Annotated in this window: 23 protein-coding genes; 9 read left to right on the top strand and 14 right to left on the bottom strand. The window is 35.9% G+C overall.

Translation table 11 applies throughout. From position 1 onward, the window contains the following. The first annotated feature begins 69 nt into the window (after positions 1–69). Positions 70–252, top strand: coding sequence for a hypothetical protein (locus KBF89_05045; GenBank protein ID MBP9115693.1), 183 nt, complete (start codon positions 70–72; stop codon positions 250–252). 39 nt (positions 253–291) lie between these two features. Here the strand turns inward: KBF89_05045 and KBF89_05040 are convergent, their stop codons facing one another. Further along, entirely contained in the window at positions 292–1,557 is a 1,266-nt protein-coding gene (locus tag KBF89_05040) for a hypothetical protein (GenBank protein MBP9115692.1), read from the bottom strand. Between the two features lie 201 nt (positions 1,558–1,758). On the opposite strand from KBF89_05040, the gene KBF89_05035 reads away from it, so the two are divergent. From KBF89_05035 to KBF89_05025, 3 genes are all read left to right on the top strand, one after another. After that, the gene (locus KBF89_05035; GenBank protein ID MBP9115691.1) at positions 1,759–2,214 is read left to right on the top strand and encodes a hemerythrin domain-containing protein; all 456 of its coding nucleotides are present in this window, start codon (positions 1,759–1,761) and stop codon (positions 2,212–2,214) included. 7 nt (positions 2,215–2,221) lie between these two features. Further along, positions 2,222–2,785 (top strand): DNA-3-methyladenine glycosylase, encoded by a 564-nt coding sequence (locus KBF89_05030; GenBank protein MBP9115690.1) that lies wholly within the window; start codon positions 2,222–2,224, stop codon positions 2,783–2,785. A gap of 95 nt (positions 2,786–2,880) precedes the next feature. Next, positions 2,881–3,144 (top strand): hypothetical protein, encoded by a 264-nt coding sequence (locus KBF89_05025; protein MBP9115689.1) that lies wholly within the window; start codon positions 2,881–2,883, stop codon positions 3,142–3,144. Between the two features lie 141 nt (positions 3,145–3,285). On the opposite strand, the gene KBF89_05020 is transcribed toward KBF89_05025, so the two are convergent. Continuing rightward, positions 3,286–4,233, bottom strand: coding sequence for an SPFH domain-containing protein (locus KBF89_05020; protein ID MBP9115688.1), 948 nt, complete (start codon positions 4,231–4,233; stop codon positions 3,286–3,288). Between the two features lie 79 nt (positions 4,234–4,312). Here KBF89_05020 and KBF89_05015 point away from each other — a divergent pair, with 79 nt between their 5' ends. Both KBF89_05015 and KBF89_05010 read left to right on the top strand, forming a co-directional pair. Then, entirely contained in the window at positions 4,313–5,101 is a 789-nt protein-coding gene (locus KBF89_05015; protein ID MBP9115687.1) for a hypothetical protein, read from the top strand. Positions 5,102–5,269: 168 nt separating this feature from the next. Further along, on the top strand, positions 5,270–5,920 hold the full coding sequence (locus KBF89_05010; GenBank protein ID MBP9115686.1) for a DsbA family oxidoreductase: 651 nt from the start codon (positions 5,270–5,272) through the stop codon (positions 5,918–5,920). Here KBF89_05010 and KBF89_05005 read toward each other — a convergent pair. The 3 genes from KBF89_05005 to KBF89_04995 all read right to left on the bottom strand — a co-directional run bounded on the left by KBF89_05005 (position 5,917) and on the right by KBF89_04995 (position 10,981). Next, positions 5,917–6,453, bottom strand: coding sequence for a DUF488 domain-containing protein (locus tag KBF89_05005; protein ID MBP9115685.1), 537 nt, complete (start codon positions 6,451–6,453; stop codon positions 5,917–5,919). The genes KBF89_05010 and KBF89_05005 overlap by 4 nt on opposite strands. 84 nt (positions 6,454–6,537) lie before the next feature. Then, entirely contained in the window at positions 6,538–6,999 is a 462-nt protein-coding gene (locus KBF89_05000) for a hypothetical protein (protein ID MBP9115684.1), read from the bottom strand. A gap of 49 nt (positions 7,000–7,048) precedes the next feature. Then, a complete protein-coding gene (locus KBF89_04995; protein MBP9115683.1) occupies positions 7,049–10,981 on the bottom strand; it encodes a fibronectin type III domain-containing protein in 3,933 nt (1,310 codons plus the stop codon). A 261-nt stretch (positions 10,982–11,242) separates the two neighbouring features. On the opposite strand from KBF89_04995, the gene KBF89_04990 reads away from it, so the two are divergent. From KBF89_04990 to KBF89_04980, 3 genes are all read left to right on the top strand, one after another. Further along, on the top strand, positions 11,243–15,646 hold the full coding sequence (locus KBF89_04990; protein ID MBP9115682.1) for a hypothetical protein: 4,404 nt from the start codon (positions 11,243–11,245) through the stop codon (positions 15,644–15,646). A gap of 85 nt (positions 15,647–15,731) precedes the next feature. After that, the gene (locus tag KBF89_04985; GenBank protein ID MBP9115681.1) at positions 15,732–16,976 is read left to right on the top strand and encodes a SufS family cysteine desulfurase; all 1,245 of its coding nucleotides are present in this window, start codon (positions 15,732–15,734) and stop codon (positions 16,974–16,976) included. Between the two features lie 64 nt (positions 16,977–17,040). After that, positions 17,041–17,664 (top strand): hypothetical protein, encoded by a 624-nt coding sequence (locus KBF89_04980; GenBank protein ID MBP9115680.1) that lies wholly within the window; start codon positions 17,041–17,043, stop codon positions 17,662–17,664. Between the two features lie 44 nt (positions 17,665–17,708). On the opposite strand, the gene hisE is transcribed toward KBF89_04980, so the two are convergent. Genes hisE through hisG form a run of 9 tightly spaced genes read right to left on the bottom strand, consistent with a single transcriptional unit; the run spans position 17,709 to position 25,599 of the window. Continuing rightward, positions 17,709–18,005 (bottom strand): phosphoribosyl-ATP diphosphatase, encoded by a 297-nt coding sequence (gene hisE, locus KBF89_04975; protein MBP9115679.1) that lies wholly within the window; start codon positions 18,003–18,005, stop codon positions 17,709–17,711. Further along, positions 17,998–18,720, bottom strand: a complete 723-nt coding sequence (locus tag KBF89_04970; GenBank protein ID MBP9115678.1) for an HAD family phosphatase — start codon at positions 18,718–18,720, stop codon at positions 17,998–18,000. The genes hisE and KBF89_04970 overlap by 8 nt, the downstream gene beginning before the upstream one ends. After that, positions 18,713–20,038: a histidinol dehydrogenase gene (gene hisD / locus KBF89_04965; protein ID MBP9115677.1), complete on the bottom strand. Its 1,326-nt coding sequence runs from the start codon at positions 20,036–20,038 to the stop codon at positions 18,713–18,715. The genes KBF89_04970 and hisD overlap by 8 nt, the downstream gene beginning before the upstream one ends. Then, a complete protein-coding gene (locus tag KBF89_04960) occupies positions 20,028–21,611 on the bottom strand; it encodes a hypothetical protein (protein MBP9115676.1) in 1,584 nt (527 codons plus the stop codon). The genes hisD and KBF89_04960 overlap by 11 nt, the downstream gene beginning before the upstream one ends. After that, positions 21,608–22,375 carry an imidazole glycerol phosphate synthase subunit HisF gene (hisF, locus tag KBF89_04955; GenBank protein MBP9115675.1) on the bottom strand — a complete coding sequence of 256 codons (768 nt, stop codon included), beginning with the start codon at positions 22,373–22,375 and terminating at the stop codon, positions 21,608–21,610. Before hisF ends, KBF89_04960 begins: the two co-directional genes overlap by 4 nt. After that, the gene (locus KBF89_04950; protein MBP9115674.1) at positions 22,375–23,076 is read right to left on the bottom strand and encodes a 1-(5-phosphoribosyl)-5-[(5-phosphoribosylamino)methylideneamino] imidazole-4-carboxamide isomerase; all 702 of its coding nucleotides are present in this window, start codon (positions 23,074–23,076) and stop codon (positions 22,375–22,377) included. Before KBF89_04950 ends, hisF begins: the two co-directional genes overlap by 1 nt. Further along, positions 23,076–23,666, bottom strand: a complete 591-nt coding sequence (gene hisH / locus KBF89_04945; GenBank protein MBP9115673.1) for an imidazole glycerol phosphate synthase subunit HisH — start codon at positions 23,664–23,666, stop codon at positions 23,076–23,078. Before hisH ends, KBF89_04950 begins: the two co-directional genes overlap by 1 nt. Beyond that, positions 23,666–24,706, bottom strand: coding sequence for a histidinol-phosphate aminotransferase family protein (locus tag KBF89_04940; GenBank protein ID MBP9115672.1), 1,041 nt, complete (start codon positions 24,704–24,706; stop codon positions 23,666–23,668). The genes hisH and KBF89_04940 overlap by 1 nt, the downstream gene beginning before the upstream one ends. Further along, positions 24,703–25,599, bottom strand: a complete 897-nt coding sequence (hisG, locus tag KBF89_04935) for an ATP phosphoribosyltransferase (protein ID MBP9115671.1) — start codon at positions 25,597–25,599, stop codon at positions 24,703–24,705. Before hisG ends, KBF89_04940 begins: the two co-directional genes overlap by 4 nt. Between the last annotated feature and the right edge of the window lie 42 nt (positions 25,600–25,641).

Below are 25,641 nucleotides of genomic sequence, written 5' to 3'. Positions count from 1 at the left end.
TATTTATAGAGCCTTATTTGTGATTAATCACAGAAATAAACATATGAAAGTAGTGGCATATGATGAAATATGAATATATATCAGGCAATACAGAAAGCTCAAATGATTGAAAAAGTTACTATAATTCTTACTGTTTTGGCGATTACTTATAACGGTATTGTAAAAACGCAAGATAGTTCAGTGATTACAATGACTGTTGGTATTGCCATAGTTAATTATATAGTCAAAACTAAAGAAGTGCTGAGAATATGACATATCGACTAAGCAATTCACTGTCGGTCTATTTTACGATTATGGCAAGAGCAACCCTGCATTGCCACTGGAACCTAGAGCTGGTGGAGTTCGAGCTGGTGCGTGCGCGGCCTCATCAATATATGTAATTAACGAAGGTCTGAGATCTCTTATTAACTCATATTGTTTGTCGCTTAATTCAAAACCTAAACCTTCCTTAACATGAGCATCAAGGACTGCTTTCCATTGGTCAATATTTAAACATGGTGTTTCGTTAGTACCTGTAGCTAAACCAAATAAGATATCGAATTGGCCTTTTGTCAGTTTATTGTCTTCTTGAACTTCTAATAGTGTATGTGCGAAACCTTTTGCCAAAAGCAAGTCTATTGTATTTATATTAACTTCAAAGCCAAAAGAGTGATAATAAGTTGCAAGCGCCTCATCGTTGCCTGACTCTATAAGATTGACCAATAATTCATTTACTTTATCTTTATGTAAATCGTCATCAACCAATCGTGTTTTTCTAATAAGTGCTGACGTCACATAGCCCCTTACTAAACCTTCAAGTTTTTCTGTTGCTTCTTCGCAGAGAACTACTAATGCGTTCAAAGTTATAGGGCGAACGTGGTTCATTAATCTTTTGAATAAGTCTTTGTCTGAGTCGTGAAAAATAATTCCGTTCTGTCTAGCTATTAGTGCTTCAATTTCGTTGATTTCTAGGGGGTTATCTCTCATAAATGTTGTTCTCTTAGAGTTAGGAAAACAATCAAGCGCATAATTGAGCGTTTCATTATCCGCATTTTGTATAAAAGAATGTAAATGCTTTCTTAACATATCAAATGTCGCTATTTTTTCTTCACCATGTAGATTCATGGCTCTTTTTATATAGTTTCTAAATAATAGCTGTGCCATTTCATTTCCAAGAGTAATGGTTGCATTAATGGTATCTTCTATATTGCTAGGTTGAGGACGACCAATTATTTCTGTGGAAGCATTGACGAAATGAATACCTTCAGGATATTGGTCTGGCTGAGTTATCAAAGGGATTTCTTTTAGTTCAACTCCTGTTAATGCAAAATATGAACGAAAAGCCTTTGCTATTTCTTCAGTGGCTTTACCTTCAGAAATTGTTTGCAGAATTTGTTCACGAATCTTTGTGGCACTCTCTTTATTATTACCATTTAGGATAAATAAACTTCTTGCTCTATAAAAATAATCACGGAATTTTTTGGCATCTAGATCTGTAATTGCTTGAATTACATCTTCAACAACTATCGGATTTTTTTGAGGATTTACTCGCGTAGGTGTATTTATTCCTGAACTCATCTGGCCATTTTAATCATTAATACGCAACTAGGGCAAATACGACATGTGGACAAGTTTTATGGATTGGGTTTCTGCTTAATCTAGCGCAATTTTCATATAGCTAACACCAAAATCCTTGCGTAAATTAAACACACCAGTATAAAAGGGCATCATGATAAACTTTTTGACATGCAACCTATCTTAAGACCATAAGGATCCAACATGTCGACAATTTTTGATGAACTAAGAAAAAGCCACGATTTAGCTAGAAAATACACAAGAACAATGACTTCTACTAGATCGTCGCCTTCTAAAAGGAAAGAGTCGTTTTTAGCGCTTGCTATTGAGCTTCAGGCTCACGCAGCTGCTGAAGAACGCTTTTTATATGCGCCTTGTCTTATGCATGATGCAGGATTATCTGAATCGCGACATGCATTATCTGAACATCATGAACATGAAGAAATGATCGAGAAAATTCGTAGTCTTGATCCAAAAGGTAAAGCATTTATTAAACACGCAAAAGAACTTTCAGAGAAAATACATCATCATTTTAAGGATGAAGAAAAAGGTTTCTTCCAACTTTCTGGACGAATATTATCCGAAACACAAAAGACAAAATTAAATAAAGAATATATTAAAGATTACGACAGAATGAAAAAGAAGTTATCTAATAGTTAAAATAAATATGTTTAATGATCTCATCTGTCCAACTGATCAAGCTGCAAAGAGACTATTAGGCTGTGTGCTTGAACGAACTATAAATGAAAAAATAATACGCGCGCGTATAGTTGAAACTGAGGCATACGACCAAAACGATCCGGGTAGTCACACTTTTTGTGGTAAGACTAAACGTAACGAAATCATGTTTGAAAAAGCTGGCTTCCTATACGTTTATTTTATATATGGAATGCATTATTGTTGCAATGTAGTGACAGGCCCACAAGGTTTTGGTGAAGCTGCACTTATTAGAGCCGTCGAACCTATATACGGCCACGACGAAATGAAATTATTACGAAACGGTCATGACGGTGTGACAATTAGTAATGGACCATCAAAACTTTGTAAAGCATTAGATATAAGCAAAGATTTAAATGGACACTATTTATCTAGAGAGCCATTAAAACTTCTACTTATGCCAGAAGTTAGTCCAGATAATATAGTCACGACGAAAAGAATAGGCTTGTCAAAAGGACAAGATACATTATGGCGTTTTTATATAAAAGACAACAAATATATCTCTAAGAAATAAGCCCAATATCGACAACTATTTCTTTATCTAATTATTTAGTAGCAGTAATTGTCAATATAAAAATACTATAAACTCTATTTACGTAATCACCTATTTTGACATGCTCACGCATTACCTTACGAACATTAACAATTGAAGATGTACAAGCACATTTAGAGTGCCTAGAAGAAGTGATCATCAAATATCTAAATTATGGTAAGCCTTCAAATTTAGAAGATGTTCGAACTTGGATTACTGACGAAGTAATACCAGCCTGGAAAGAAGACGACCCAAAATTAAGTTTTGTAATTGTAGAAAATATCAGTAAAAAAATTAAAGGAAATATATCCATAGACCTGACAATAAAGCAAACGAATTGAGATTATTGACTTAGAGATTTCATTTACACCATAATGCCCATTTAGTTTAAACCATCGTGAGTTGATTAATTATGAGTTAAATTAGTTCTGCCACCTGAATAGACAGGATCTGAACTAAATTAATTATTTGAAGCAACTGCTCTACTTGCTCCCAGTATTCACATTTATGTCATTACCGCCTACCACAAGAGTGCAATTTGAATTAGCTGCACAGGCTTGTAATGCTTGCACTTTTAAATATGCTAAATATTCACTAGTCAAAGCTTGAGCAACAGCATCTTTAGAGGCTTGTTCACCCTTGGCTTTTTCTATTTGAGCCAAGGCATTATTTGTAGCGACAATGATTTTATTTTGTGAAGTTTTCTGATCATTATATGATGCAATAACTTCTCGTGGAGGTGTAATGGATTTGATACTCACTTTTAAATCAGGACATTCTTTTGAATCTAACTTATAATCAGGACCACAAAAATATTCATCACCCAAAAGTTTTACAATATCTTTACGTAGATTCGCTTCAACATCATCTTGCACAGAAACAATTACATCTGGCGAAACACGTATCTCATCAGTTGTATATTCACGTAACTTTTGTTGAACAGCAGAATATAACGGACCACGGAAATTCTCTGAAAGCATACGGTTCCATCCATATTCTGTCCACGCTTTATATTTCAGGCCAATAGACTCATGGAACTTTCGAATTTTGCTTGTATTAAGTTTAAAAGTAACAGTTAGCTCAACTCTTTCACTCACACCATTTTTATCGGGAGCATCAATACCCCCCGATTGTTCCTCGCCTTCGCCAGAATCAGTAAGAATAAAGTTGCGTTGTGTAGTTGGATATTCATACCACTTGTCATAAAAGCCATTAAATTTTAGACTTGAACCTGGCTCAATAGTATCTTGATATTGCGCGCCTTCAAAAAGACCTCCTCCATAAGAAAGCGCAATTTTGTCTGCAGGAACTTTCTTTAAGGGAGCACCAGCCAAAGCAATTATTACCAACAAAACAATTAATACTAATGCTGATATTTTATAGACAAATTTCTTCGATGGTGCTGGAACTTTAATATTAGATTTAATCACGAATAAAATTCTAGCCTAAATTTTAGACATAAATATATTAATCTAATAAACTATATCGAGCATCAACAAGGAAGTAAAGATGACACATAGAAACAGACCAAAACCTAAAGAGCCAAAATCAAATTTCGATGCTCTAATAGAGATATTTGCTAGAAAGAGTACCTTGCCAGCAAGTTTCGTAATCCCCCAGGAATTACTTGATTTAGAGGTTTATGTAGGATTCTGTAATACCGCACTTGGGGAAGGAACAGTAGTGATTGAAACACTTGAGCATCTTCAAATGATGCTTGCAGATCCAGAAGACATAACCTCGAATACAATTGCGATCAATAATCTTGTTTCTCCAACTAACGCTGTTGTTAGTATATTCCCAACAGAAGAACGAGCACATGCATATTTTACTGAAGACACAGAAATTAGAGTCATCCCTACTCTCTTAAGAAATGTTATAGCTTCAGCTGTTCTTGATCGAATTGGTATAGTCGCTATAAAAGAAAATACTCCTATTATTGTAGATCTCGACCATGTTAATTCCTATTTTCAAGCATCGATGCCACAGGCTTTTAAAACAATCAACACTAACCAAATAACTAATGTAGACAAAAGCAGATTGAATCGTTTTGAGTATGCAGCTATTGAGGCTCTAATGAGCAAGAAAGATTGGTGTGTAAGATTTGATGTAGCTAGTTGTACATATAATGGAGAACTAGCACACATTTTAGGTGTAACAGCAAAAAGTAATATTTCAAAAGATGAACTTAGCAGCCACCTAGATGAATTGTTAAGAGAATTAGCTGGGATTAATGGATCATTACTTGTATCAGGTCGCACTGCTCCGCCATCTATCAAGCAAACATCACTTAATTAATTTTTATAATTATCAGATTTTTTAATACATATCTAGCAAACGACTTCTCAATGTTTTTTAAGGAAAATTCTCCAAAAAACTATTTGGGTAGACTTGTGACACAGTGGTAACTGGTGATTTCCACAAGACCGCACTAGCATAATGCTCTTAAGATTCTTTGGGGGAATTATGAATGTAGATATTTGGTCCGATATTGCCTGTCCTTTTTGTTATGTTGGCAAAAAACAATTTGATTTAGCTCTCCATCAATTCGAACATAGAGATCAAGTAAATGTTAGGTATCATTCGTTTCAACTAGACCCAGATGCACAAATCGATAATGAAATAAGTGCCTACGAGATGCTCTCAGAAAAATTTGGCAAGACACAAGAGGAAATGCGTGAATCTAATAGCCGAACTTTTAGTGATGTAAAACAATATGATATTGAACTAAATTTTGACGATATGAAACTTACAAATACTTTTGATGCACACAGGCTTTTACAATATGCTGTTACAAAAAATAAACAATCCGAAGTTAAAGAGCAGTTACTAAAAGCATATTTTACTGATGGGTTAAATATTGGTCATCAAGACGTTCTTATAAAACTTGCACATGAAATTGGACTTGACAAAACTGAGGTTTCAGAAATGTTAGATAGCTCTGATTTTGCAAATGATGTAGAAGCCGATAAGTATCATGCAGCTGAACTCGGAATTAGCGGCGTTCCTATGTTTGTGTTCAATATGGAATATGGAATTTCAGGAGCGCAAGGTACCAATGTAATACTTGAAGGTCTAAATCAAGCTTGGGAAAATACCAAAGCTACTAGTTGTTAAAATAGTTGAATCTGCTCACCGGGATAAGTGACAGTTGTTCCTTGTACTTGCGCCCATCCAGTGAGCTTATGAGGTTTTAAAGATTTCTCTGTCATAATATCGCATACTTTTATATCGCGAACTAATAGTGCATCTCCGATTAATGAACGATGACAACGCCAAGGTACTGCTTCTGCACACATAATTGTAGTTATATCTTTTTTAGCCAGTTTTAAAAGCTGTCCGATACCTTTCTCGAAATCTTTCGTTTGCATATAATCAGCAAAGCCACGAAATGAGGTGTTCCGCCATGCCATATTTATAGAATCTTTAGTCGTAGGTCTCAATCCACCCAATAGTGGAAGTTGTTTATATTTAATTTTTGCAGCCTTGAGACTTTTTGATATTTCATCCTCACCAAATTGAGGATTGTGACGTGATTTAGGGATGGTTCTCACATCAACTACAAGAGAAATATCGTAAGTATTTAATAGAGAAATGAATTCTTCTATAGTACGTGTGGAATGTCCTATAGTAAAAATTGTATCTAGCATAATCGTTAGATTACTACTAATACATAGTCATATTAAAGTTTAGGATTTTAAAATTGTTTGCTCGCGAGCAAATGTATAATCGGACTAAAGACCAATGTAGGGTTGTGCTGGTGATTCTGGGTCGCTTTGTAGTTTTTGAGTAACAGCTTCTATGCTTGCTTGAAATTTGCTATTTAGATCAATTATTTCTTCAACTCTTTCCGAATTAAAACCATTTTTAGCCATAAATTCTCTAACAGAATTTTGATCTATTGAAGCTAAAATACCTGACTCAATAATCAAAAAATCTGTTAGATGATATTTGTATTTTAATTCTGGCGGAAGTTCGTCCTTTTTGTCTAAATCATGAAGTACCTGATAAAGCATTTGAACCAACAAAGTATTTGCAGGATCAGACATAGGGTTATATTTAATTTCTTCTACAAGTTGTTCATGCAACTGTATGTCTTCTTCTTTTAAAGAGTACAGCCTGAGTAGGATTTCGTTGAAAAGGTCTAGTTCACAAATACGTGCTATATCAGAAATATCCGCTATTTTAATTTTCATATATAAAGTTTAGGCTATACGTCTATATAGTGCAAATGGTCTTTATTGCCTATTTATAGTTGGACCGTAAGTTTTTTGCGATAGAACGTCCACGAACCAACAAGACTAAAACAAAACCCAGAACTATTAGATTTAAGGAAAGTATTGCTGCATCAAAACTATTAGAACCAGTTAGAGATAACTGACCAAGTATAGGTTTAGAGCTTCCAGAGTTTAGAGCTTTACCTCTCGATGGGTTATCTGCATTTGCAGAACTATCTTGATTACTACCATTAGCAGTATCAACTACTTCATTCGGATTATCGTTAGGAGTATCAACGGGACTTTCATTAGCACCAGGATTTTCATCAGGTCCATGATTAACTGATATGCCCTTAACTTTCAATTGAGGATAGACACCAGCTTCCGCTAACCAAATTTGATCAAAATTCCAGTCGACCAATGGTTCTACCTGATTATTGTTTTTAAAATGATCAGGATCATTACCATCAACATTAGCTAAATTACAATCAAGCCCAGAAGCATCCCCAGGGCCTGTTAAAAAGCTATACAACATCCCGAAACAAATATCTGTACCCGCCAAAGTTACATCAAAAGCGTTATTTATGACTGCGTCTGCATCTACCATTATCATGCCAACTAGACCGCTCACAGGTACATTCATTCCATTTGTTGAACGATCCATATTAATATTATTGGTTCGTGCACTAAACACATTTTTGAATGTACTACCTTGATACATACCTGCTATCCCACCAACTACTACTTCAGCATCATTTCCACCGGCAAGAGTCAGCGTACCTGCAGAATATGAATTTTCGATATTCGATTCATGAATAATAAAATTGTCATCTGTGAGTTCTTCAATTCTTGCCGAAGCTGCTAATCCACCATTTACTATCGTATTAATTTCGCTACCACTAATGTTAACAATATTATTTGTATGCGAATCAATAATGCTACCAGCAAAATAACCTGCAATACCACCAACAAAATACAATATCCCTCCAGTGGTAGTAATGTCGCCGCTTGATACAGTTTGATTAATATTTCCAATTCCGGAACCAATAACCCCCCCTATAGTAACTGTAGGTTGTAAAGGCTGACCATTTTCAAGATTAATTGACATGTCAACAGAAGATTTTGATATAGCTATTGGAGTTGTTTGATTAGGGAAGCCAGAATAACCAATTAGCCCACCAACAGTAAGTTCCGACTCAAGGTTGTTACTTGTTCCGATCCTGCGCGAGAAATTTCCGTCAGTATCATAGAGTTCAACATGATAATTTAGTGGATTTGATTTATAAACATTACCTTGAGAGTCAACACCCAACCCCATAAAACCATAATTAGCTCTTACACCTGTTGGGCCAATCTGGTTTAGAAATTCTCGTTCAGCATTAAGCTTTAGCACTACACCAGCAACACTAGTTCCTACATAAAAGTTTCCTTGCTGATCGAAAGCAATGTTATACCCAAAATCATAACTTGGAACAGGTGATGAAAAACCAGAAACATAATTTAAATTTGAATCAAATTCAGAAATTTTTCGTGAATTATCAGTAACAAAAATATGACCTTCAAGATTAATTGCAACACCATAAGCTTGACTCAATTGTCCAGGATCTTGTCCATACTGAGTGCTATTATTTAAAAGATTGAAACTTGAATCAAACTTTTGGAGCGGATGCGATTCAGACCAGCCCGCAATATAAATATCTCCATTTGGAGCAATGGCTGAAGACATAGGAAATGAACCAGGATTAGAGCCTGAAGTATCTGGATTTACCGTTCCTAGAAGTGTACCTTCTGAGTCATATTTATATACATTTTGTGATGAACGATCGGTCACAAAAATATTTCCGCTACCATCAATATCCAAATCTGTTACTTCATGAAAATCTCCTGAAAATCTATTTATCTCAATACCTTGATCGTCGGTTTCTATTACATTCTCAAAATCGCCAATAAAAATATGACCGTTAGGGGCAACTGCTATACCACCTGAAATGTGTATATTTGCCAAATGTGGCCTTGTGTCAACAACACTAGTCAAATCTCCGTTAATACTAACATCTTCGATCTTTACATTTCCCTCACTAGTAGCCGCTAAACCACCAATATATCCTCGTGGTAAGTTTATCTGAATGGATAGATTATCAAATGCAATATCGTGGATATAAGCTCCTTGCAAAGAATAGAAAACTCCACTATATACATACGAGCTCTGTGAAATATTTGAAATACTGTGATCATTTCCGTTTAGTTCACCACGGAAACCATGTAAAGCACCTCCGATAGCATCTGGTTTCATGATAGGAAGGAAACCCTCAACTTCTATAGACGCATCATCAATTTCTACATTTTTCCATGTCCAATTATGTGACTGAGAACAATCAATGTCATTTGCTAAAAGATATATACCCTCTTGATCACCTGTTACATATGTATCTGGATTGACACCAATTGATTCGAATTGTTCGCAAGTAGAAATTTGATATGTTGAAACAGATGCAGTGCTAGCAATAGTTGTATCTGACCAGTTCGAATTTGACATTCCACTATTTTGGTTTCCTGAAACTAGTGCAATACGAAAATCATATTGTGTTTGCGGTTCAAGACCTGCAATTGTTCCAGTATTAGGTGCATCTTGATCCATTAAAGTATGTTGTTCAGTCCAATTGGAATCTGAAGACTTTTTATATTCAATTAGATAATGTGACAAGACATCTGGGTCTGTATCGCTACTCCACGAAAGTGTAACTGTACGACCAGTTGGTGAAGCAAGAACATTTTCAGGACCGTCAGGACAATCACCAGTATCAATTGTTGAATCTTGCCCATAAGATGTTCCATTTTCATTTGTTGCATAAGAACGATAGTGATATTGAGTATTACATTGCAATAAATCTGTTTGCGCCGAAAAAGTGCCCGGTTCCAGAGCTAAAGCGTATATACCAATACCAGAATATCCACTGTAATAGATAGTGTCATCATCTGCAATATAAATTGAGCTCCATGATTCGGATGGATTAGTTTCTCCAATATATGTTCCCGTTGGGCTATATACTTGTATACGCCTATCATATTCGTCAGTAACAAAAATATTACCTGAACTATCGAGATTGATGCTTCCTGTATAATTAATATTTTGATGATTATTGTATGTTGTATCGAATGAATTTATAAGTATCCCATCGGAACCATATTTGCGAACAGTTGAACTGTTCATTTCTGATGTAAATATATTTCCAGAATTGTCAATATCTATTCCACCAAATGATGAGTGCTCGGATCCATATCCATCAGATGCTATTTCAGCAATGTGGTTGCCATTGGAATCATATTTCGAAATCCAAGAATCCGCAATATAGAGATTGTCGTCGGCATCGAGCGCGATTGCCATTGGATTATGGAAATTCTCGCCAGAAACATCAGAATTAATTAAGTTGATAAAATTACCTTGTGTATCAAATTTTTGTACACGGTTATTATACATATCACCTAGATAAACATTGTCATCTGAATCAATAGCTATTGGACCAACTCTATTAAATTGTCCTGGATCTGTACCGGTTGTTCCAAATTTGAGTAAGAATTTGCCAGTAGAGGAATACTTACGGATAGCATCATTATTTGCGTCAACAACAAAAATATTGCCTTCACTATCTCGTGAAATTCCTTCAACATAGCCCAACTCATCATTGGGATCGCCAGAACTTCCAAAACTTATGCTCCCATTTTCAATTAGTGTCGCAACATCAAGGAGCTGTCGTGAAGACGAGGTAGTTGAACCATATTGCGTTGTTTCACCATACTCAAATCCGTATTCGCTTATTGATTCACCCGTGGCTGTTCCACGTAAGATTGAGTAATTTCCATTTATTGGAGTTGAAATTCCCGTACTAGTCTCTGGCATAGGACCACTACCGAAAGATGACGCTGGGAATGATAGTAAGCAAACCAGCGTAATAACGCGCATGACTACCATTTTAAACATATTGTATTAATCGGACAAATAAGAGGTATTCTTTAGTGTATTCTTTAATAACAAAAATTTATAAACTGAACTTTAAAGTATTTTATTGCTAAACATTTCATCATTTATGACGATAAACTTTGACCTATGAAATCTAAATTCTCTCTTTTTCCGAAATTAAATGCGTTTATTTTTATAATGCTTTTTATTATCACATCACTACCTCAGGTTTCAGCATATGCAGATCCTGGATAACCTATATATTTGGCTCCAACACTTACAACTACATTTGATGGCGCTGCTCCACTTCCAACCTCATTAGATAATTCAACAACAAACCACATTGTTGCAAACAATGATAGCGTTGGACAAGACTTCGATTTCACTGTAAATACTAATGATGGAAATAGCCACAACCTCGACTACGTTATATTAACAGCGACACTAAACCCTGCTGCAGGTAGCGCATTGTGGGATGAAACTAGTTTACCGAATTCTTGTATTGGTCAATATCCTGGTGCAAGAAAAGTTAGTGTAGACAGACTAACTATAAGTTGTAAAATCAATGGACCATTTGTTATAGGTTCTGTAAATAAGATTTCTGCAACTTGGTCACCTTCAGCAATAACTCCGAACAATACAAATGTTGATGTGAGTTTTACTGTATCAGGTGTTATGACTCCAGATTCTTTTTACCCAACACCTATCAATCCTGATGATGTGACTTCTAGTACAGAAAGCATTACTGCGGTTTCAGCGAGTTCAGGTATAGAAACTCGCAAGTGGCCTGGTGCATATAATATCAATAGAAACAATGGAACGGGTGAACCAGAAAGTGTAACATTTTCATGGGGTGTCACTTTTGGTTTAATGAACCCGCTTGCAAACACAGTCAAGGGTGCCAACAGTAATTCGTTAGGTGATATAACTCTAAATGATGATCTTTCATCTATGGGAACGCTTTGGCAAAATGCAACCTTAGACTCTTGTGGGATTGGTGTTGCGGGTGACAATATGCCAATACCAATAGGTGTGAGTAGTACTCCAAGGCCAAATGGAAATAGAAGCGCTGTAAAAAATGCAGGAACATTTAATTGTACCCAAGCTGGCGGTGCTGGAACAAATATCAATATATCAAATACAGGTATTGACTATAACTCAACATGGTTTCCGTTTGGATATGTCAATGCAACCCCTGCAGCATATTATGGAATGAATACACCAGGTATTCCAAATGAAGTGTGGGATTCACCAATTGGTACAAATAATCATGCTGTAGTTTCTGCTGGTTATGTTACAACAACAATTCCTTGGAATGATATTCTTGCTTTTGATACATCAGGAAATGACCCCATTCCCCAACTAAATACCGTTCGTGTTTGTAACACAGTTAGTGATTTAAATGTTGTTGGTTCAGATCCAAGTTTTGTTGATCAAATAACAGATAATTCAGCTTGTACTGACGTAGGAATAGGTACAGGCGAATCATCTACTAAGAGATTTTCTTTGGGTGGGGCAAACGACAATAGTGTAAATGAATATATAAATTCTCAACCTGCATCATTTGGTAGTGTGTCTCCAAACAATGACAACGTAGTATTACCAGGCGAGAAACTTTTCTCGCAATTACTTTATAGTAATAATTCGACTTCTATAACGGCAATATCATCTCCGCAAATGTGCGACACTATTGATAACTCAAATTTACAAATAGTCGCAAATGACTTTTATGGCGATCTATCTGGCTATAACTCTTTTGTATCATATGGCTATACGCAACATAACTATCATTCTGCAAAGTTAAATGCTATTACAAACGTTACCGGTTTCCCAGCCGGAACTGTACCAAGTGAATCCGACATAATTGTCGAATATAGTTCTGTTGCACCAATGACAACTTCAAGTGAACTTAGAACTTTTGATTGTGACACAGTTGGTTCAGGAGATTGGCATTTAGATCCTAATGATGTAACAGGCGGAATAACAAAAGCAAACGTTATACGCGTACGACTAACAGATGGAAAAGACTTAATACCGGGAAGAAGAATTGAAGTATCTGTATCAATGCAAGTATTACCTAATAAACAAGTAGGTGACATTGTACAAAATGTGATGCGATCTCGATCAGGAACTACAACCAATACTCAAACTTCAAATGTGTGGACAAACTTAACGTCAGCCTGCGAAGTCTACAATTGGGGTGTTATAAATAACTTCCCATCAAATTGCGACAGAGCATATGTAGTACCACCAAATGGCCACCTAGAATTAACTGACAATGTTGACACTTCAGTAAACGGAACCCAACATAGAGCTTCAGAATCAACAAAAAGTGTTCAAGCAGGAACCGATTGGACCTTCGATCTCCGCGCTTCAATGTCATATAACGGCAATATTGATATAGAAAATGCAAAAGCTTACGTTGTATTTCCAGAAGGTATAACATTTAAATCTTCAACACTTTCACCTTCAGATATAATAGGTGACTGCGATGCGTCAATAAACCCATCATGTATTACTAATCCTGGTAGTCGAACAAACCTAGGATATTCAAGCGCAATATGGGAATTAGGTGACTATCAATTTCAATTTCCAAGTGGTAATGATCCAGGCGTGGCATATGTTGCTGAAGGATTTTTTGGCTACTGGAAGGTTACTGCCCACACCGACCTTGCATTTACTAACGGTATAAAACGACAAACAAGAGCTTGGTTAGTTGCTGATAGTGGCTTAGCAACACAGTCTGTAACATGGCCGACAGTTGAAGGTACATGGGGTGGCTATTACGATAATGCCTCCAATGGGCGCTTCGACGATGACTGGATAAGTTTTACTCAGACTGCGCAATTCATTATTTCAAAGTGGACACCAGACTTTTTTATTCCAATTGACGGTCAAGGTCGTTACGATATCACATATACAAATGCATCCACTGTTGCACGAACTTTCGACTTCATTGACGTATTACCATACAATGGTGATAATAGAGTTCCTCCATCAAATTTCACTGGAACAATTTCTCTAGATGATATTGATCTTTCTCGTGCGCCTAACATCTCTCAAACATATGTAACTTCTCAAACTTCATCGACTATAAATCCTGACCCAGCTTCGAATGTTGCTGTCGGAACAGGTATTTGGTCTTGTACCCTTGCACAAGTTGATACTGTAGGCTGTCCAACAAGTGCACAAGTTACTGGTATTCGTTTCACAACCCTACCTCTAGCTGCTACAGCGCGTGAAACGGTACGTATAACAATAGATACTCAAAACAATACAGGTCGTGACATATATACAAATAATGCAATGGGACGAGCGTCTGGACTAACAGGCGAGATTCACTCAGAGGATGTATATTTCAAAACTAAACATTTACAAGTCGGAAATCGAGTATTTGTAGACATTAATAATAATGGATATTTTGATAGCGGCGATACACCAGTAGTAAATGTTGAAATGCAGTTACGTTTAGTTTCTGATGACAGCATTGTTAATACGACCACAACAGATACCAACGGATACTATATTTTAAATACCGATGTTGAAGGAAATTATTATATTCGAATAGCACCAAGTGAATTACAAAACAACGGAGCATTAACTGGATATCGAGCACAGAAATTTGGTTCATCAAATATTCGTAATGATAATGATGAAACACAAGATCATAATGCACGCATGTATTCATCAACAAATATTCGTTCATCAAATTTCAATTTAACAAATCTTGGAGAGCCAGTTGGAGAAGCCGGCGATTCAGGTTTGTGGGATTCATCATCGAACTTAACAATAGACTTCGCTCTTGAGCTACCAGCATCGATTGGAAACTTCGTCTGGTTAGACCTCAATAACGATGGTCTACAATCTTTAGGTGAACCAGGTATTGGTGGAATCACAATCACTGCTTTATATTATGGAGATGATGACACTTTAGGTGGAGGCGACGATGAGACATTTAATGTTACAACAGATTCTTCAGGGCAGTGGCAAATTGTAGGGCCAGCTGGTACATACGCTGTGTCATATACTTTACCTGCCGGATACGAAGCCGCAAAAAGTAATATTGGTTCAGATGACACAATAGATTCAGATATAAATGGTGTAGTTGAATCAGTGTTAGTAGATGCTACTAATTTAAATTATGACTTTGGACTAGTTGGATACTCAACAATAGGTGACACAATTTATTACGACGTAAACGGTAATGGAATTCAAGAAGTTGAAGATATTGGTTTAGCAAATATAAGTGTCACACTTACTTGGTTTGGTATTGACAATATCTTTGGTGGTGGCGATGACATGGTTCTAACTACTTCAACAAATTCTGAAGGAGTTTATCTATTTACTGGCCTACCTATTGGCTCATATAAAGTTTCAGTTGATACTTCAACTTTACCTAGTAATATACGTCAACAATCTTACGACCCTGATTCAAAATTTGATGCTGTTTCTTATCCTGTTCTTAGCGCTTTGTTAACATCAGATCTTACACATGACTTTGCCTTTACACGATTAAGACCAAGTGATGTCTCTGGCAATGATGCTAAGGCAAATGGTAGCCTTGCAAATACCGGGTATAGTGGTTTAGGTAGTCTTACCGCATTAATGTTTATTATTGGCGGTCTAGTAATATCAAAGATTTTTAAACGTAGAACAAAAATGATTTAAATATTCCCTTTAAATAATATTTACTAAAATTTATTTGAAATTGCTCGCTATGGCCTTTTAACTTATGTCGAATTAGAATGTTTATATGGACGTACAAAGAATTAAAAAAGACTTTCCTGGATTAGAACGAATTGTCAACGGGCATCAGATAACCTTCTTGGATTCTGGTGCATCGAGTCAAACACCAACACAAGTACTCGATGTAATGGATCATGTATATAATGACCATTATGCAAATGTACATCGTGGCGTTTATACAACAGCACAAGAGATAAGTAACGAGTTTGAATTATCACGTAAAAAAATAGCTAAATTTATTGGTGCTAGTACCGACAAAGAAGTTATATTTACACGTAATGCTACAGAATCTATAAATCTTGTAGCACGTGCATGGGGCGACAAAAATATTAAAACTGGCGATGTCATTGTTTTAACCCATCTAGAACACCATAGCAATATTGTTCCCTGGCAACAACTCGCTTCACGTACAGGTGCCATTATTAAATGGATACCATTAACAGATGAAACTCGTCTGGATTTAAATAATGCGACTGAGATTTTAAAAAATGCAAAAGTTTTTGCTTTTAGCGCAGCAAGTAATGTTACAGGTACCGTTACACAAGTAAAAGAACTTGTTGAACTAGCGAAAGCTGCAGGGGCAATAAGCGTTGTTGATGCCTGTCAATACGTCCCCCATCTAAAACTAAATATTAAAGACTGGGATGCGGATTTTATTGCATTTTCTGCACACAAAATGCTCGGTCCTACTGGGCTTGGAATCTTATGGGGCAAAGAAGAACTATTAAATGCAATGGATCCATTTTTAGGTGGAGGATCAATGATTGAAGAAGTGACTCTTGAGGGTTTCACGTCTGCTCCCCTACCAGAAAAATTTGAAGCAGGGACTCCAGCAATTGTAGAAGCTATTGGTACTGGTAGCGCTATTGATTATTTAGAATCAATAGGTTTTAAAAATCTACTCGATCATGAAAAAATGCTGACTGATTATGCATTAGATATGTTCAAGAATCGTTTCGACGGCAAAGTAACACTTCACGGGCCAAAAATATCCGATGATCGTTTAGCAGTTTTTAGTTTCACAATAAAAGAAGTACACCCGCACGATGTTTCACAAGTATTAGATGAAAGCGGAGTATGTGTTAGAGCGGGACATCACTGTGCAAAACCACTTATGCGTGTTTTATCTGAGGGCGATAGAGTAGGTATTGGTGCAACATCGCGCGCAAGTGCATATTTATATAACACAACAGATGATTTTGATCGACTTGGTGATGCAATAGAGAAGGCAATAAAATTCTTTGCCATTTAATTATAAGCCAATACTCAAGACTAATAATCTCCTAAGATAAGAATAACAAAATCTAAGGAGAATAATGTCAAATTTGAAACATTTTAAACTTATAGTATTAGCCCTTTCACTTTTATTAGTTGCAACAATGTTTACAGCTTGTGGTGACAACGAAGATAAAAAGCCAGAATCATCAAGCACTAAAACTTCGGCTGCCCCTACTGATAACAGTGAGGACTCTAGTTCATCTGGCGCTGAGGATGAACTTGGTTTATGTGATATTGTGAGCAAAGATACAATAAAATCTGCATTAGGCACAGCTGCCCCAGTTCTTGAGGGTCCGGAATCTACCGGCGTTCAAAGTCTAGGCGATGGAGATAAAGGTACATCTTGTATATTTCCATTTGAAAAAGATGGAACAATCTCGCATTCATTCTATTTAGATCTAGCTCAGTATTCAAAAGGATCTTTTGATGATATAAAAGATTTTACAGCCACTTCAGGACAAGATATTGAAAATGTAGGAGATAAAGCAAAATTCCTTGCGAGTCAGCCTATCACTGGAGGGCAAGAATTTACAATAACTGCAATCAAAGGTACTAACGTGTATTTATTCGTTATTGCAATACCAGATGGTCCAACGACATTTGATGTACTTTCAGCTAAAGATGCACTCACAAAGATTGCACAAGCTGCAACTTTGAAATAAGTTATTGATATTCTTTATTTCATACGTAATTAGATAGGTTTTTACTACTTAGATTTATTTCTTTGCTTTAAAATATTTTCGACATCATTGAAAGTTACACCGACACCACGAATTGCTACGAGTATATGATAAAAGAGATCAGCAGCTTCACCTGCTACAGACTCTTTATCACCTTGCACACATGCAACTATAAGTTCAGCTGATTCTTCACCAATCTTTTTCATGCGTTTGTTACTATCAGCCAACAATTCATCAGTATAACCTGATTTTGGTTCGATTAGTCTCTGTTCAATGATTGCATCCAATTTCGCAAGTGGTGAACTTTCATTTACATTATTCATGGTTACTCCGGTCTGGATTTATAGAAAAATTAGGATATGCAACATTAACATATTCATTTTCTTCAAGTTCAATGAAACTATTCGCACCAGTGCCAACTCCCACTACAAAACATTGTGCAGTTGAACCAGCTTGTGCTCCTAAAACGGAGTCTTCAATTACAACACAACTAGATGGATCAACGTTTAATAATCGAGCACCTTCTAAATACATGTCAGGTGCAGGTTTCTTTAGTATTCCTGGTTTATCATTTCCAACAACTTTTTCGAAATACGAAAGTAAACCAGTATTCGATAAGATAGAAGTTACGTCATTTTTCGCGTTATTAGAGACAACACATAATAATAGATTTCGTTCCTTTGCATCTTGCAATATTTCTAATATACCTTCGTGAATACTCGGATTACTTTGTGACCTTAGCAGATCAAATTCTTCAGTTATCAAACTGAATATTTTTTCATTTACGACAATATCGTATTCTTTTAAAATAACACCAAAAAAATCTGGTACGGCTAGTGCAAAGTTTCTTTGGATTATTTCTTGTGATACAGATATTGATTCATTAATATATTTTCTTAATAAAATATTTACGTATTTATAATCAAATGAGAGGGTATCTAGTAATACCCCATCCATATCAAACAATAAGGCTTTGCTTTGAGATGGAATACTCAATCGACCAGCTAAAACAACAATATCTTTAGAAATATTATTCATCTATCAATTCCTTTTCTGCTTTTATACGAGCAAATCTTGCCGATTCTTTATGGCCTGGGAAACCCTCCCATTGTGCTAGTGCTTCAGCAATAGGACTAATGATTACAGCACCTTGTGCACTTACAATAGAAAATGATGAACGTTTTAGAAATGTTTCAACACCGACACAAGAATCTCTTCGCGCTGTACCCCCAGTTGGCAAAATGGCATTAAGACCTATAGCAAAGTTCCCATAAGAGATAGAAGAATAACTTCCTACAAGAATTTCGCCTGCATTTATGATCTTGTCCATATCTTCAGTTTCATTCTTAGAAATTATTCGCAAATGTTCAGGTGCATATTCATTGACAAAATCTATACCCGCTTCAAAATCTGAGCAAATAATTATTCCACCGTAAGTACTCAAACCAGTTTCTATAAAATTTCTTCTTTCCTGGGTGAGTTGAGCAATTAAACCTGGAACAATTTTCTCAACTTTCCCTATCAGTTCAATCGAATTAGTAACTAAAAGTGCAGCTGAATCAGGTCCATGTTCTGCCTCATTTAACCATTCGCGCGCTACAATTTCTGGGTCCGCAGTTTCATCGCAGAGTACAATAGATTCACTCGGACCCGCTGGCAAACCAGGATCAACTATTCCATAGACTAATCGTTTAGCGCAAGAAACATACTGATTTCCTGGACCGACTATCTTGTCAACTTTTGGTATCGTTTGCGTACCATAAGCCAATGCTGCCATTGCCTGAGCGCCACCAACTTTATATACATTTTCTACACCACAAATTCTTGCAGCAACAAGTGAAGCAGCATCAATGGATCCATCAGGACCCGGAGGAGTACAAACATAAATATCTGGCACACCAGCAATAACAGCTGGAGTACAAAGCATCAACATTACTGAAGGGAAAGAACCTTTACCACGTGGAACATAGAGACCCACAGACATAATAGGAGTAGTTTTCTCGCCGACTATGACACCAGGAACATTTTCTTGTTGCCAAGACTTCTGAGGTAACTGTTCTTTGTGGTGCAAATTAATATTCTTAAATGCATCTTCAAGATATTTTTTTAGTTCAGGAGATATTTCTTTCTCAGCAATTTCGAATTCTTCTTTAGAAACTTTAAGAGCGTCAACTTCTAAATCTATTTTGTCGATGCGCTTTGTTATATCAACAATAGCGCTGTCACCACCTTGCCTAACTTCATCGATAATAATACGAACAATTGGCTCAACGCGAGAATAGTCAGCTTGTGCCCTTTGCATAATTCTATTCTTATCTGAATCGGACATTTCATTTAATATGAATTTATTTATCATTTTTTCCTTTTGTAGAATTTAGAAATCTAAAATCTTGCAGTTCAAAACCATTACCCAACTGGACTGCAATCGCAAAACCAAGCCAAGAAATTGATGGCGAGTAAATATCTGTGTCAGATAAATTACGTGTCAACAATGGACAACACATTAGCGCCAGTGAGAATAATTCCATTAGCGATTCTTGCGACTCACCTTTTTCAATTAACATTTCCATAATAGGATTAACAAGATATTCTTGTTTAACTTCGTAAAGTTCTTTTCTCAGAGAAGTAAATGCCCCAGAATATTCGAGTTTTATATTATCGTCATCAATTGAAACTTTAATATCTATTTCTTTTGCTTTCTCTTGTGAAAAATACATCCACTGAGCAAAAATATTATGAAAAAATGGTTTGACCATATCTAAAATTGGTGAATGTCTTCCAGCAAAGGCAGGATCGAAATAAAGATAATTGTTATCATCGTCAAGAAATATATTTCCAAAATGTGCATCGCCATGACCGATGCATGAATAGGTTTTTTGGGATGGATCTAAAACAATACTTGCTCTATCAATTAATTCTCCTAGGGTTGATCCTTGTTTCACACCATTGATGGTCCAAGATTTATGAAATAAATCTTGGATTGATATTCGACTATCATCAAGAGTGTCTATAGATTTCCCATCATAGTAATCTATAAAACGCTCGCCAGTAATTCGGTGAAAGAAAAGTTGATGTATTGGAGCTAGTGCATTTTCTTTTTCATCAATTAATTCTAAAGTATCACTATATATCTTCTGTAGTTTCAGACAATCATCTTTTTCTGCTTTAATAATTGTTTCACTAGATATTTTGTCATTTTCTTCACGTTCAATAGATCGCGATAAATCGAATAATGTTGAATAATTAATTACAGGATAAAAAACTATTTGCTGATCAAGGCTCCTTTCAGTGCGTAAAGGTTTCACGATAGAATATTTAGCATCATCTAAAATCTGGCAATTATAATATTCAGTAATTACACTATCTGGTTCAGTGTGAGATTTAAAGAAGACGGATTCAGCGTTAATTATTGCTATGCCATTAAACGAGTTTAAAGATGTTGGCTGCGGAGTGAGAATAACATCAGTCGCTTCTATATCAAGTGCGTTCTTAAACCATGCTTTTGTCATATCTTGCGCGAGAGAAAGATCGCTATGTTGAATCTTTTGAATTTGTTCTAATATAGGAATATCAGAATTATTAACTTGATTAGTTATATCTACTTCACGAAAACATGAACGAGTGTTAAGATGACAAGCAGGCCCATTAGATATTACATGTGCGATAATAGAATCATTATCACAATCTAGACTTAATCTGATGAGTTTTTGAAAATTTCCACTAGTTGCCCCTTTATGCCATAAACCTCTCGTTCTTGAAAGATAATGCATTTGGCCCGTTGAAAGAGACAACTCTATAGCTTGACGATCGGCATAAGCCAACATCAGTACTTCACCATTGTTGTCATCAATTGTAACAACGGCAATAGTGCCGTTACCTTTCTCAAAATCAATAAGTTCGATATCGAATTTTTCAATATTGCTTTTCATAAAACAACTTTTCTAATCGATAATTTTGGATTTTTTATTAATTCATCTTTTATATCTTCAACTGTTATTTTCCCATCGTGCAATATTCCTGCAAGTAGTGCCCCATCAACATTAGATTGTGTAAAGACATAGGCTATATCTTCAATAGTACCGGCTCCTCCGGATGCGATTAGAGGTACATCTACTAATTCTCGCACTGTACTTAAGAGCTCAGTGTCATAGCCAATACGTGTGCCATCACGATCAATACTTGTCATCAAAATCTCACCAGCACCATTTTGAACACATTGTTGAGCCCAAATAATTGCATCTAATCCTACATCTGTAGTGCCACTTCTCGATACCACTTCCCACGCATCACCTTTTTGTCGGACATCTATTGATGCAACAATACATTGTGATCCAAATTGTGCAGCTGCACGACTAATAATTGTTGGATCGGCAATTGCAGCTGAATTAATAGCAACTTTATCCGCGCCAGAACGTAATGCATTAGTAATATCATCAAGATTTTTTATGCCACCTCCAATAACCAATGGTATGAAAATAGATTCTGCGATTTGCTCGACAGTTTTTAGAAATGTTACACGTTCTTCAATCGTTGCAGAAATATCCAACATCACGAGTTCATCAGCCCCCTGAGCTTCATATCGCTTAGCTAGTTCAACAGGATCACCTTTATCGGTTAGGTCAACAAATTTAGTACCTTTAACAACACGACCATTAGCGACATCAAGACAAGCGATTATTCTTTGATAGACCATTAGTTATCATCCTTAATAGAAAAATCGTTTAAATACATTGCTGTTCCAACAACAGCACTCGAGACTCCTGCATTTTTTAATATTTCAATATCTTTATACGAAGCAATACCGCCTGCGGCAATAATTGGCAATGATGAATAAGATGTTGCCTTTTCAAAAAGTGCACTATCAACACCACCCATTGTTCCCTCTTGAACAATAGATGTTATTAAAACACCAAATAAATCAAGACTAGAAATATCATCAAGTGCCTTAACAAGTGTTATACCAGAGTCTTGTTTCCACCCTGATACAACAATACGTTCATCTGCAATCACATCAGCACAATAAATTATTTTTCCAGGAAACTTATTGGCAATTAAATTTCGCCATTTTGGATCTAAAACTGCTTTTGTTCCAACCATGGCAGCAGACGCACCCTTATCTATTAGCCAAGAAATATCATCAACTTCACGGATTCCTCCGCCAATTTGTATATTCTCTGGGAATACATCAATTAATTCTTCGATAATCTCACGATTACTCCCTCTGTTTGTTGCTGCGTCTAAATCAACAACATGAAGCATTTTATATCCTTTATTTTTCCAACTTTTAGCAACACTTACCGGATCATCAAGTCGTACTAACTCATCATCATATGATCCTCCACGAAGTTGGACACATTTACCTTCCCTTAAATCAATTGCTGGGATTATTTTCATTAGCTGAGACTCCTTACGTATTCTCTCAAAAAATTTATTCCTCCAACAGAAGATTTTTCTGGATGAAATTGCACACCAGTGATATTGTCTTGTTTTACTATTGCAGGAAATTCGTCATTATCTTGTTTAGATAAAGCAACCACAACTTTGTCATCTTCTGGCTGACACACAAAACTATTTGCATAGTATCCATTTGTCATACCAGATTGTTTTAATATTTTATCATTGCCATAAATATCATTCCAACCCATATGCGGAGTACGCTTAGATTCAATTTTCCTAACTTCACCTTTAATGATACCTAAGCCAGGAAGTTCACCTTCTTCTGATTTTTCGAAAAAGATTTGCATTCCCAAACATACACCAAAACATGCAAGTCCATCATTAAGGTTTTCAAGAATATCATTTTTATAAGTATTCAATGTTTCTGCTGCAGGATCGAAAGCACCAACACCTGGGAGTACTAACAAATCCACTCCCTTAAAGCTTTTTAATTTTGTTTCAATAGTTACATCTGCACCGACAATAGAAAATGCTTTAGCTAATGAGTGCACATTTCCTACTGTGTAATCAAAAATAGTTACTTTCATCACAATATCTTTCTTAATGCTTCAATCACTAGAGCCATTTCTGTTTTTGGGCCAATAGTGATTCGGAGTGCATCACCAATACCAGCGAGTCCTATACAAACTCGCACACTAATATTATTACTAAAAAGTTTTTCACCAAAAATTTGAGCATCATTAAAAGGAACTAGCACAAAATTTGCTTCACTTTCTATTGGATTTAGCGAAAGTTCTTTTAAATCTGCAATAAATTTTTCACGTGAATCAATTGTTTCGTTGACAATATTTTTCATCTCATCAACACCATTTTGCAAACATTGACTAGCAATGTATTCTGATAATGCGCTCGTTTTAAAAATACCTCGAGATATTTCAATAGCTTTAGTAAGTTCATTTGAAGCTAATGCATAGCCTATTCTCATACCAGCTAGACCGAATGCTTTTGAAAAAGTTCTCAATATAACTAAGTTGTCATATTTATTAATGAGCTCATCATAATTAGTATTACTAAATTCGCTGTATGCTTCGTCAAGAATCACAAGACCTTTTGCTCTTTCTATGACAGCAATAATTTCTTCAGCTGAGATAATAGTACCTGTAGGATTATTTGGTGAACATAGGAATATGACCTGAGCGCCAGTGTCAACTAATGCATCTGTATCAATTGAATAGTTTTCTTTAAAATCCACTAAAGAAATATTAAGACAATTCATTTTTGCTACAAGTTCTGCTACAGGTAGACTCGGGTTCGATATTGCAAATACTTGACCGGGTTTTGAACAAGCTCGAATAATTGTGTCTAAGTGGTCATATGAACCAGACCCAATTGAAACTTGATCAAAATTAACACCAACATACTTAGCTATTTCGTCTTTTAGATCATCTCCATAAGGAGTTGGGTATTTAAAAATAATATCATCATCAATATTAAGCAATGCTCTTTTCGCTGCCGGATTCATACCCCATCGATTTGTATTTTGACCGAGATCAATCAGAGCTCGATTTTCAATACCGTTATAAGTATCCATGCCTTCATATTCAGGTCGCATTAAAGAACTACTCATGGTATTAGCTTTTCTATAGGTGAAACTAAAATTCCCTTAACGCCTAAGGCACGAAGCTTTGGGACAATAACATTTATATCAGTAAAATCAACAACTACATGTATAGCTACTACATCACTATTTTGGAAAAGATCTAATACAGTTGGAGAAGTTAACCCAGGTATAATCTTGCGAACTTCATCAATAGCCGACTTTGGCGCATTCATCATCAAATACCTTTTGCCACGTGCATTTAATACAGACATTAATGTATCGACAAATATTTTTGTTTGTAATGATTCTGTATTCGTTGATTCAATATCAAAATCACCAGGAGCAACAATACATGCCTTGACATCGCGTATAGTTTCAACTTCAATCAAACCATTGTTGCGAAGTGTAACTCCAGTTTGAGTCAGATCAACCACGACATCTGCAATACCCAAACGCGGAGCAATTTCTACAGAACCAGAAAGTGGAACAATCATAATGTCGAGACCATTCTCTTGCGCCCATTTCCTAGTTATTTTAGGAAAAGATGTTGCAATTCTTATAGTGTTTTGTTTTTTCTTATTATATTTTTCAGCCCATTGCGGGCTTGCAGCGAGAACTAGCCGACATTTGAAAATATTAAGTTCTTGAATAACTTTCACATTACAGCCCGACTCTTCAACCAAATCCGTTCCAGTTATCCCTAAATTAACGATATTATCTGCAACGATTTCTGGAATATCTGTTGTTCTAATATACATTGCTTCAATATCTTTAGATAATCTCGCAAATAGCATTCCTTCTTTATCATTTATTGGCCACTCATAACCTGCGTTAATAAATAGTGAGCTTAATGAACTTGCAATTCGACCTTTACGTGGCATAGCAACTTTTAGTGTAGAAGAATTTTCTTGTTGATTCATGATTTCCTTTTTGGTCTGTGAATTGATTTTAGATCTTTTGAC

The sequence above is a fragment of the Acidimicrobiia bacterium genome (assembly GCA_018057765.1).
Taxonomy (GTDB): domain Bacteria; phylum Actinomycetota; class Acidimicrobiia; order IMCC26256; family JAGPDB01; genus JAGPDB01.
Note: the sequence above shows the minus strand (reverse complement) of the source record. Positions and strands in the feature narration are given on the sequence as shown.

What these genes read in the sequence shown, in the direction of transcription:
- KBF89_05045 (MBP9115693.1), top strand. Translation starts at nt 70, where the DNA reads ATGAATATATATCAGGCAATACAGAAAGCTCAAATGATTGAAAAAGTT.
- KBF89_05040 (MBP9115692.1), bottom strand. Translation starts at nt 1,557, where the DNA reads ATGAGTTCAGGAATAAATACACCTACGCGAGTAAATCCTCAAAAAAAT.
- KBF89_05035 (MBP9115691.1), top strand. Translation starts at nt 1,759, where the DNA reads ATGTCGACAATTTTTGATGAACTAAGAAAAAGCCACGATTTAGCTAGA.
- KBF89_05030 (MBP9115690.1), top strand. Translation starts at nt 2,222, where the DNA reads ATGTTTAATGATCTCATCTGTCCAACTGATCAAGCTGCAAAGAGACTA.
- KBF89_05015 (MBP9115687.1), top strand. Translation starts at nt 4,313, where the DNA reads ATGACACATAGAAACAGACCAAAACCTAAAGAGCCAAAATCAAATTTC.
- KBF89_05010 (MBP9115686.1), top strand. Translation starts at nt 5,270, where the DNA reads ATGAATGTAGATATTTGGTCCGATATTGCCTGTCCTTTTTGTTATGTT.
- KBF89_05005 (MBP9115685.1), bottom strand. Translation starts at nt 6,453, where the DNA reads ATGCTAGATACAATTTTTACTATAGGACATTCCACACGTACTATAGAA.
- KBF89_05000 (MBP9115684.1), bottom strand. Translation starts at nt 6,999, where the DNA reads ATGAAAATTAAAATAGCGGATATTTCTGATATAGCACGTATTTGTGAA.
- KBF89_04995 (MBP9115683.1), bottom strand. Translation starts at nt 10,981, where the DNA reads ATGCGCGTTATTACGCTGGTTTGCTTACTATCATTCCCAGCGTCATCT.
- KBF89_04985 (MBP9115681.1), top strand. Translation starts at nt 15,732, where the DNA reads ATGGACGTACAAAGAATTAAAAAAGACTTTCCTGGATTAGAACGAATT.
- KBF89_04980 (MBP9115680.1), top strand. Translation starts at nt 17,041, where the DNA reads ATGTCAAATTTGAAACATTTTAAACTTATAGTATTAGCCCTTTCACTT.
- hisE (MBP9115679.1), bottom strand. Translation starts at nt 18,005, where the DNA reads ATGAATAATGTAAATGAAAGTTCACCACTTGCGAAATTGGATGCAATC.
- KBF89_04970 (MBP9115678.1), bottom strand. Translation starts at nt 18,720, where the DNA reads ATGAATAATATTTCTAAAGATATTGTTGTTTTAGCTGGTCGATTGAGT.
- hisD (MBP9115677.1), bottom strand. Translation starts at nt 20,038, where the DNA reads ATGATAAATAAATTCATATTAAATGAAATGTCCGATTCAGATAAGAAT.
- KBF89_04960 (MBP9115676.1), bottom strand. Translation starts at nt 21,611, where the DNA reads ATGAAAAGCAATATTGAAAAATTCGATATCGAACTTATTGATTTTGAG.
- hisF (MBP9115675.1), bottom strand. Translation starts at nt 22,375, where the DNA reads ATGGTCTATCAAAGAATAATCGCTTGTCTTGATGTCGCTAATGGTCGT.
- KBF89_04950 (MBP9115674.1), bottom strand. Translation starts at nt 23,076, where the DNA reads ATGAAAATAATCCCAGCAATTGATTTAAGGGAAGGTAAATGTGTCCAA.
- hisH (MBP9115673.1), bottom strand. Translation starts at nt 23,666, where the DNA reads ATGAAAGTAACTATTTTTGATTACACAGTAGGAAATGTGCACTCATTA.
- KBF89_04940 (MBP9115672.1), bottom strand. Translation starts at nt 24,706, where the DNA reads ATGAGTAGTTCTTTAATGCGACCTGAATATGAAGGCATGGATACTTAT.
- hisG (MBP9115671.1), bottom strand. Translation starts at nt 25,599, where the DNA reads ATGAATCAACAAGAAAATTCTTCTACACTAAAAGTTGCTATGCCACGT.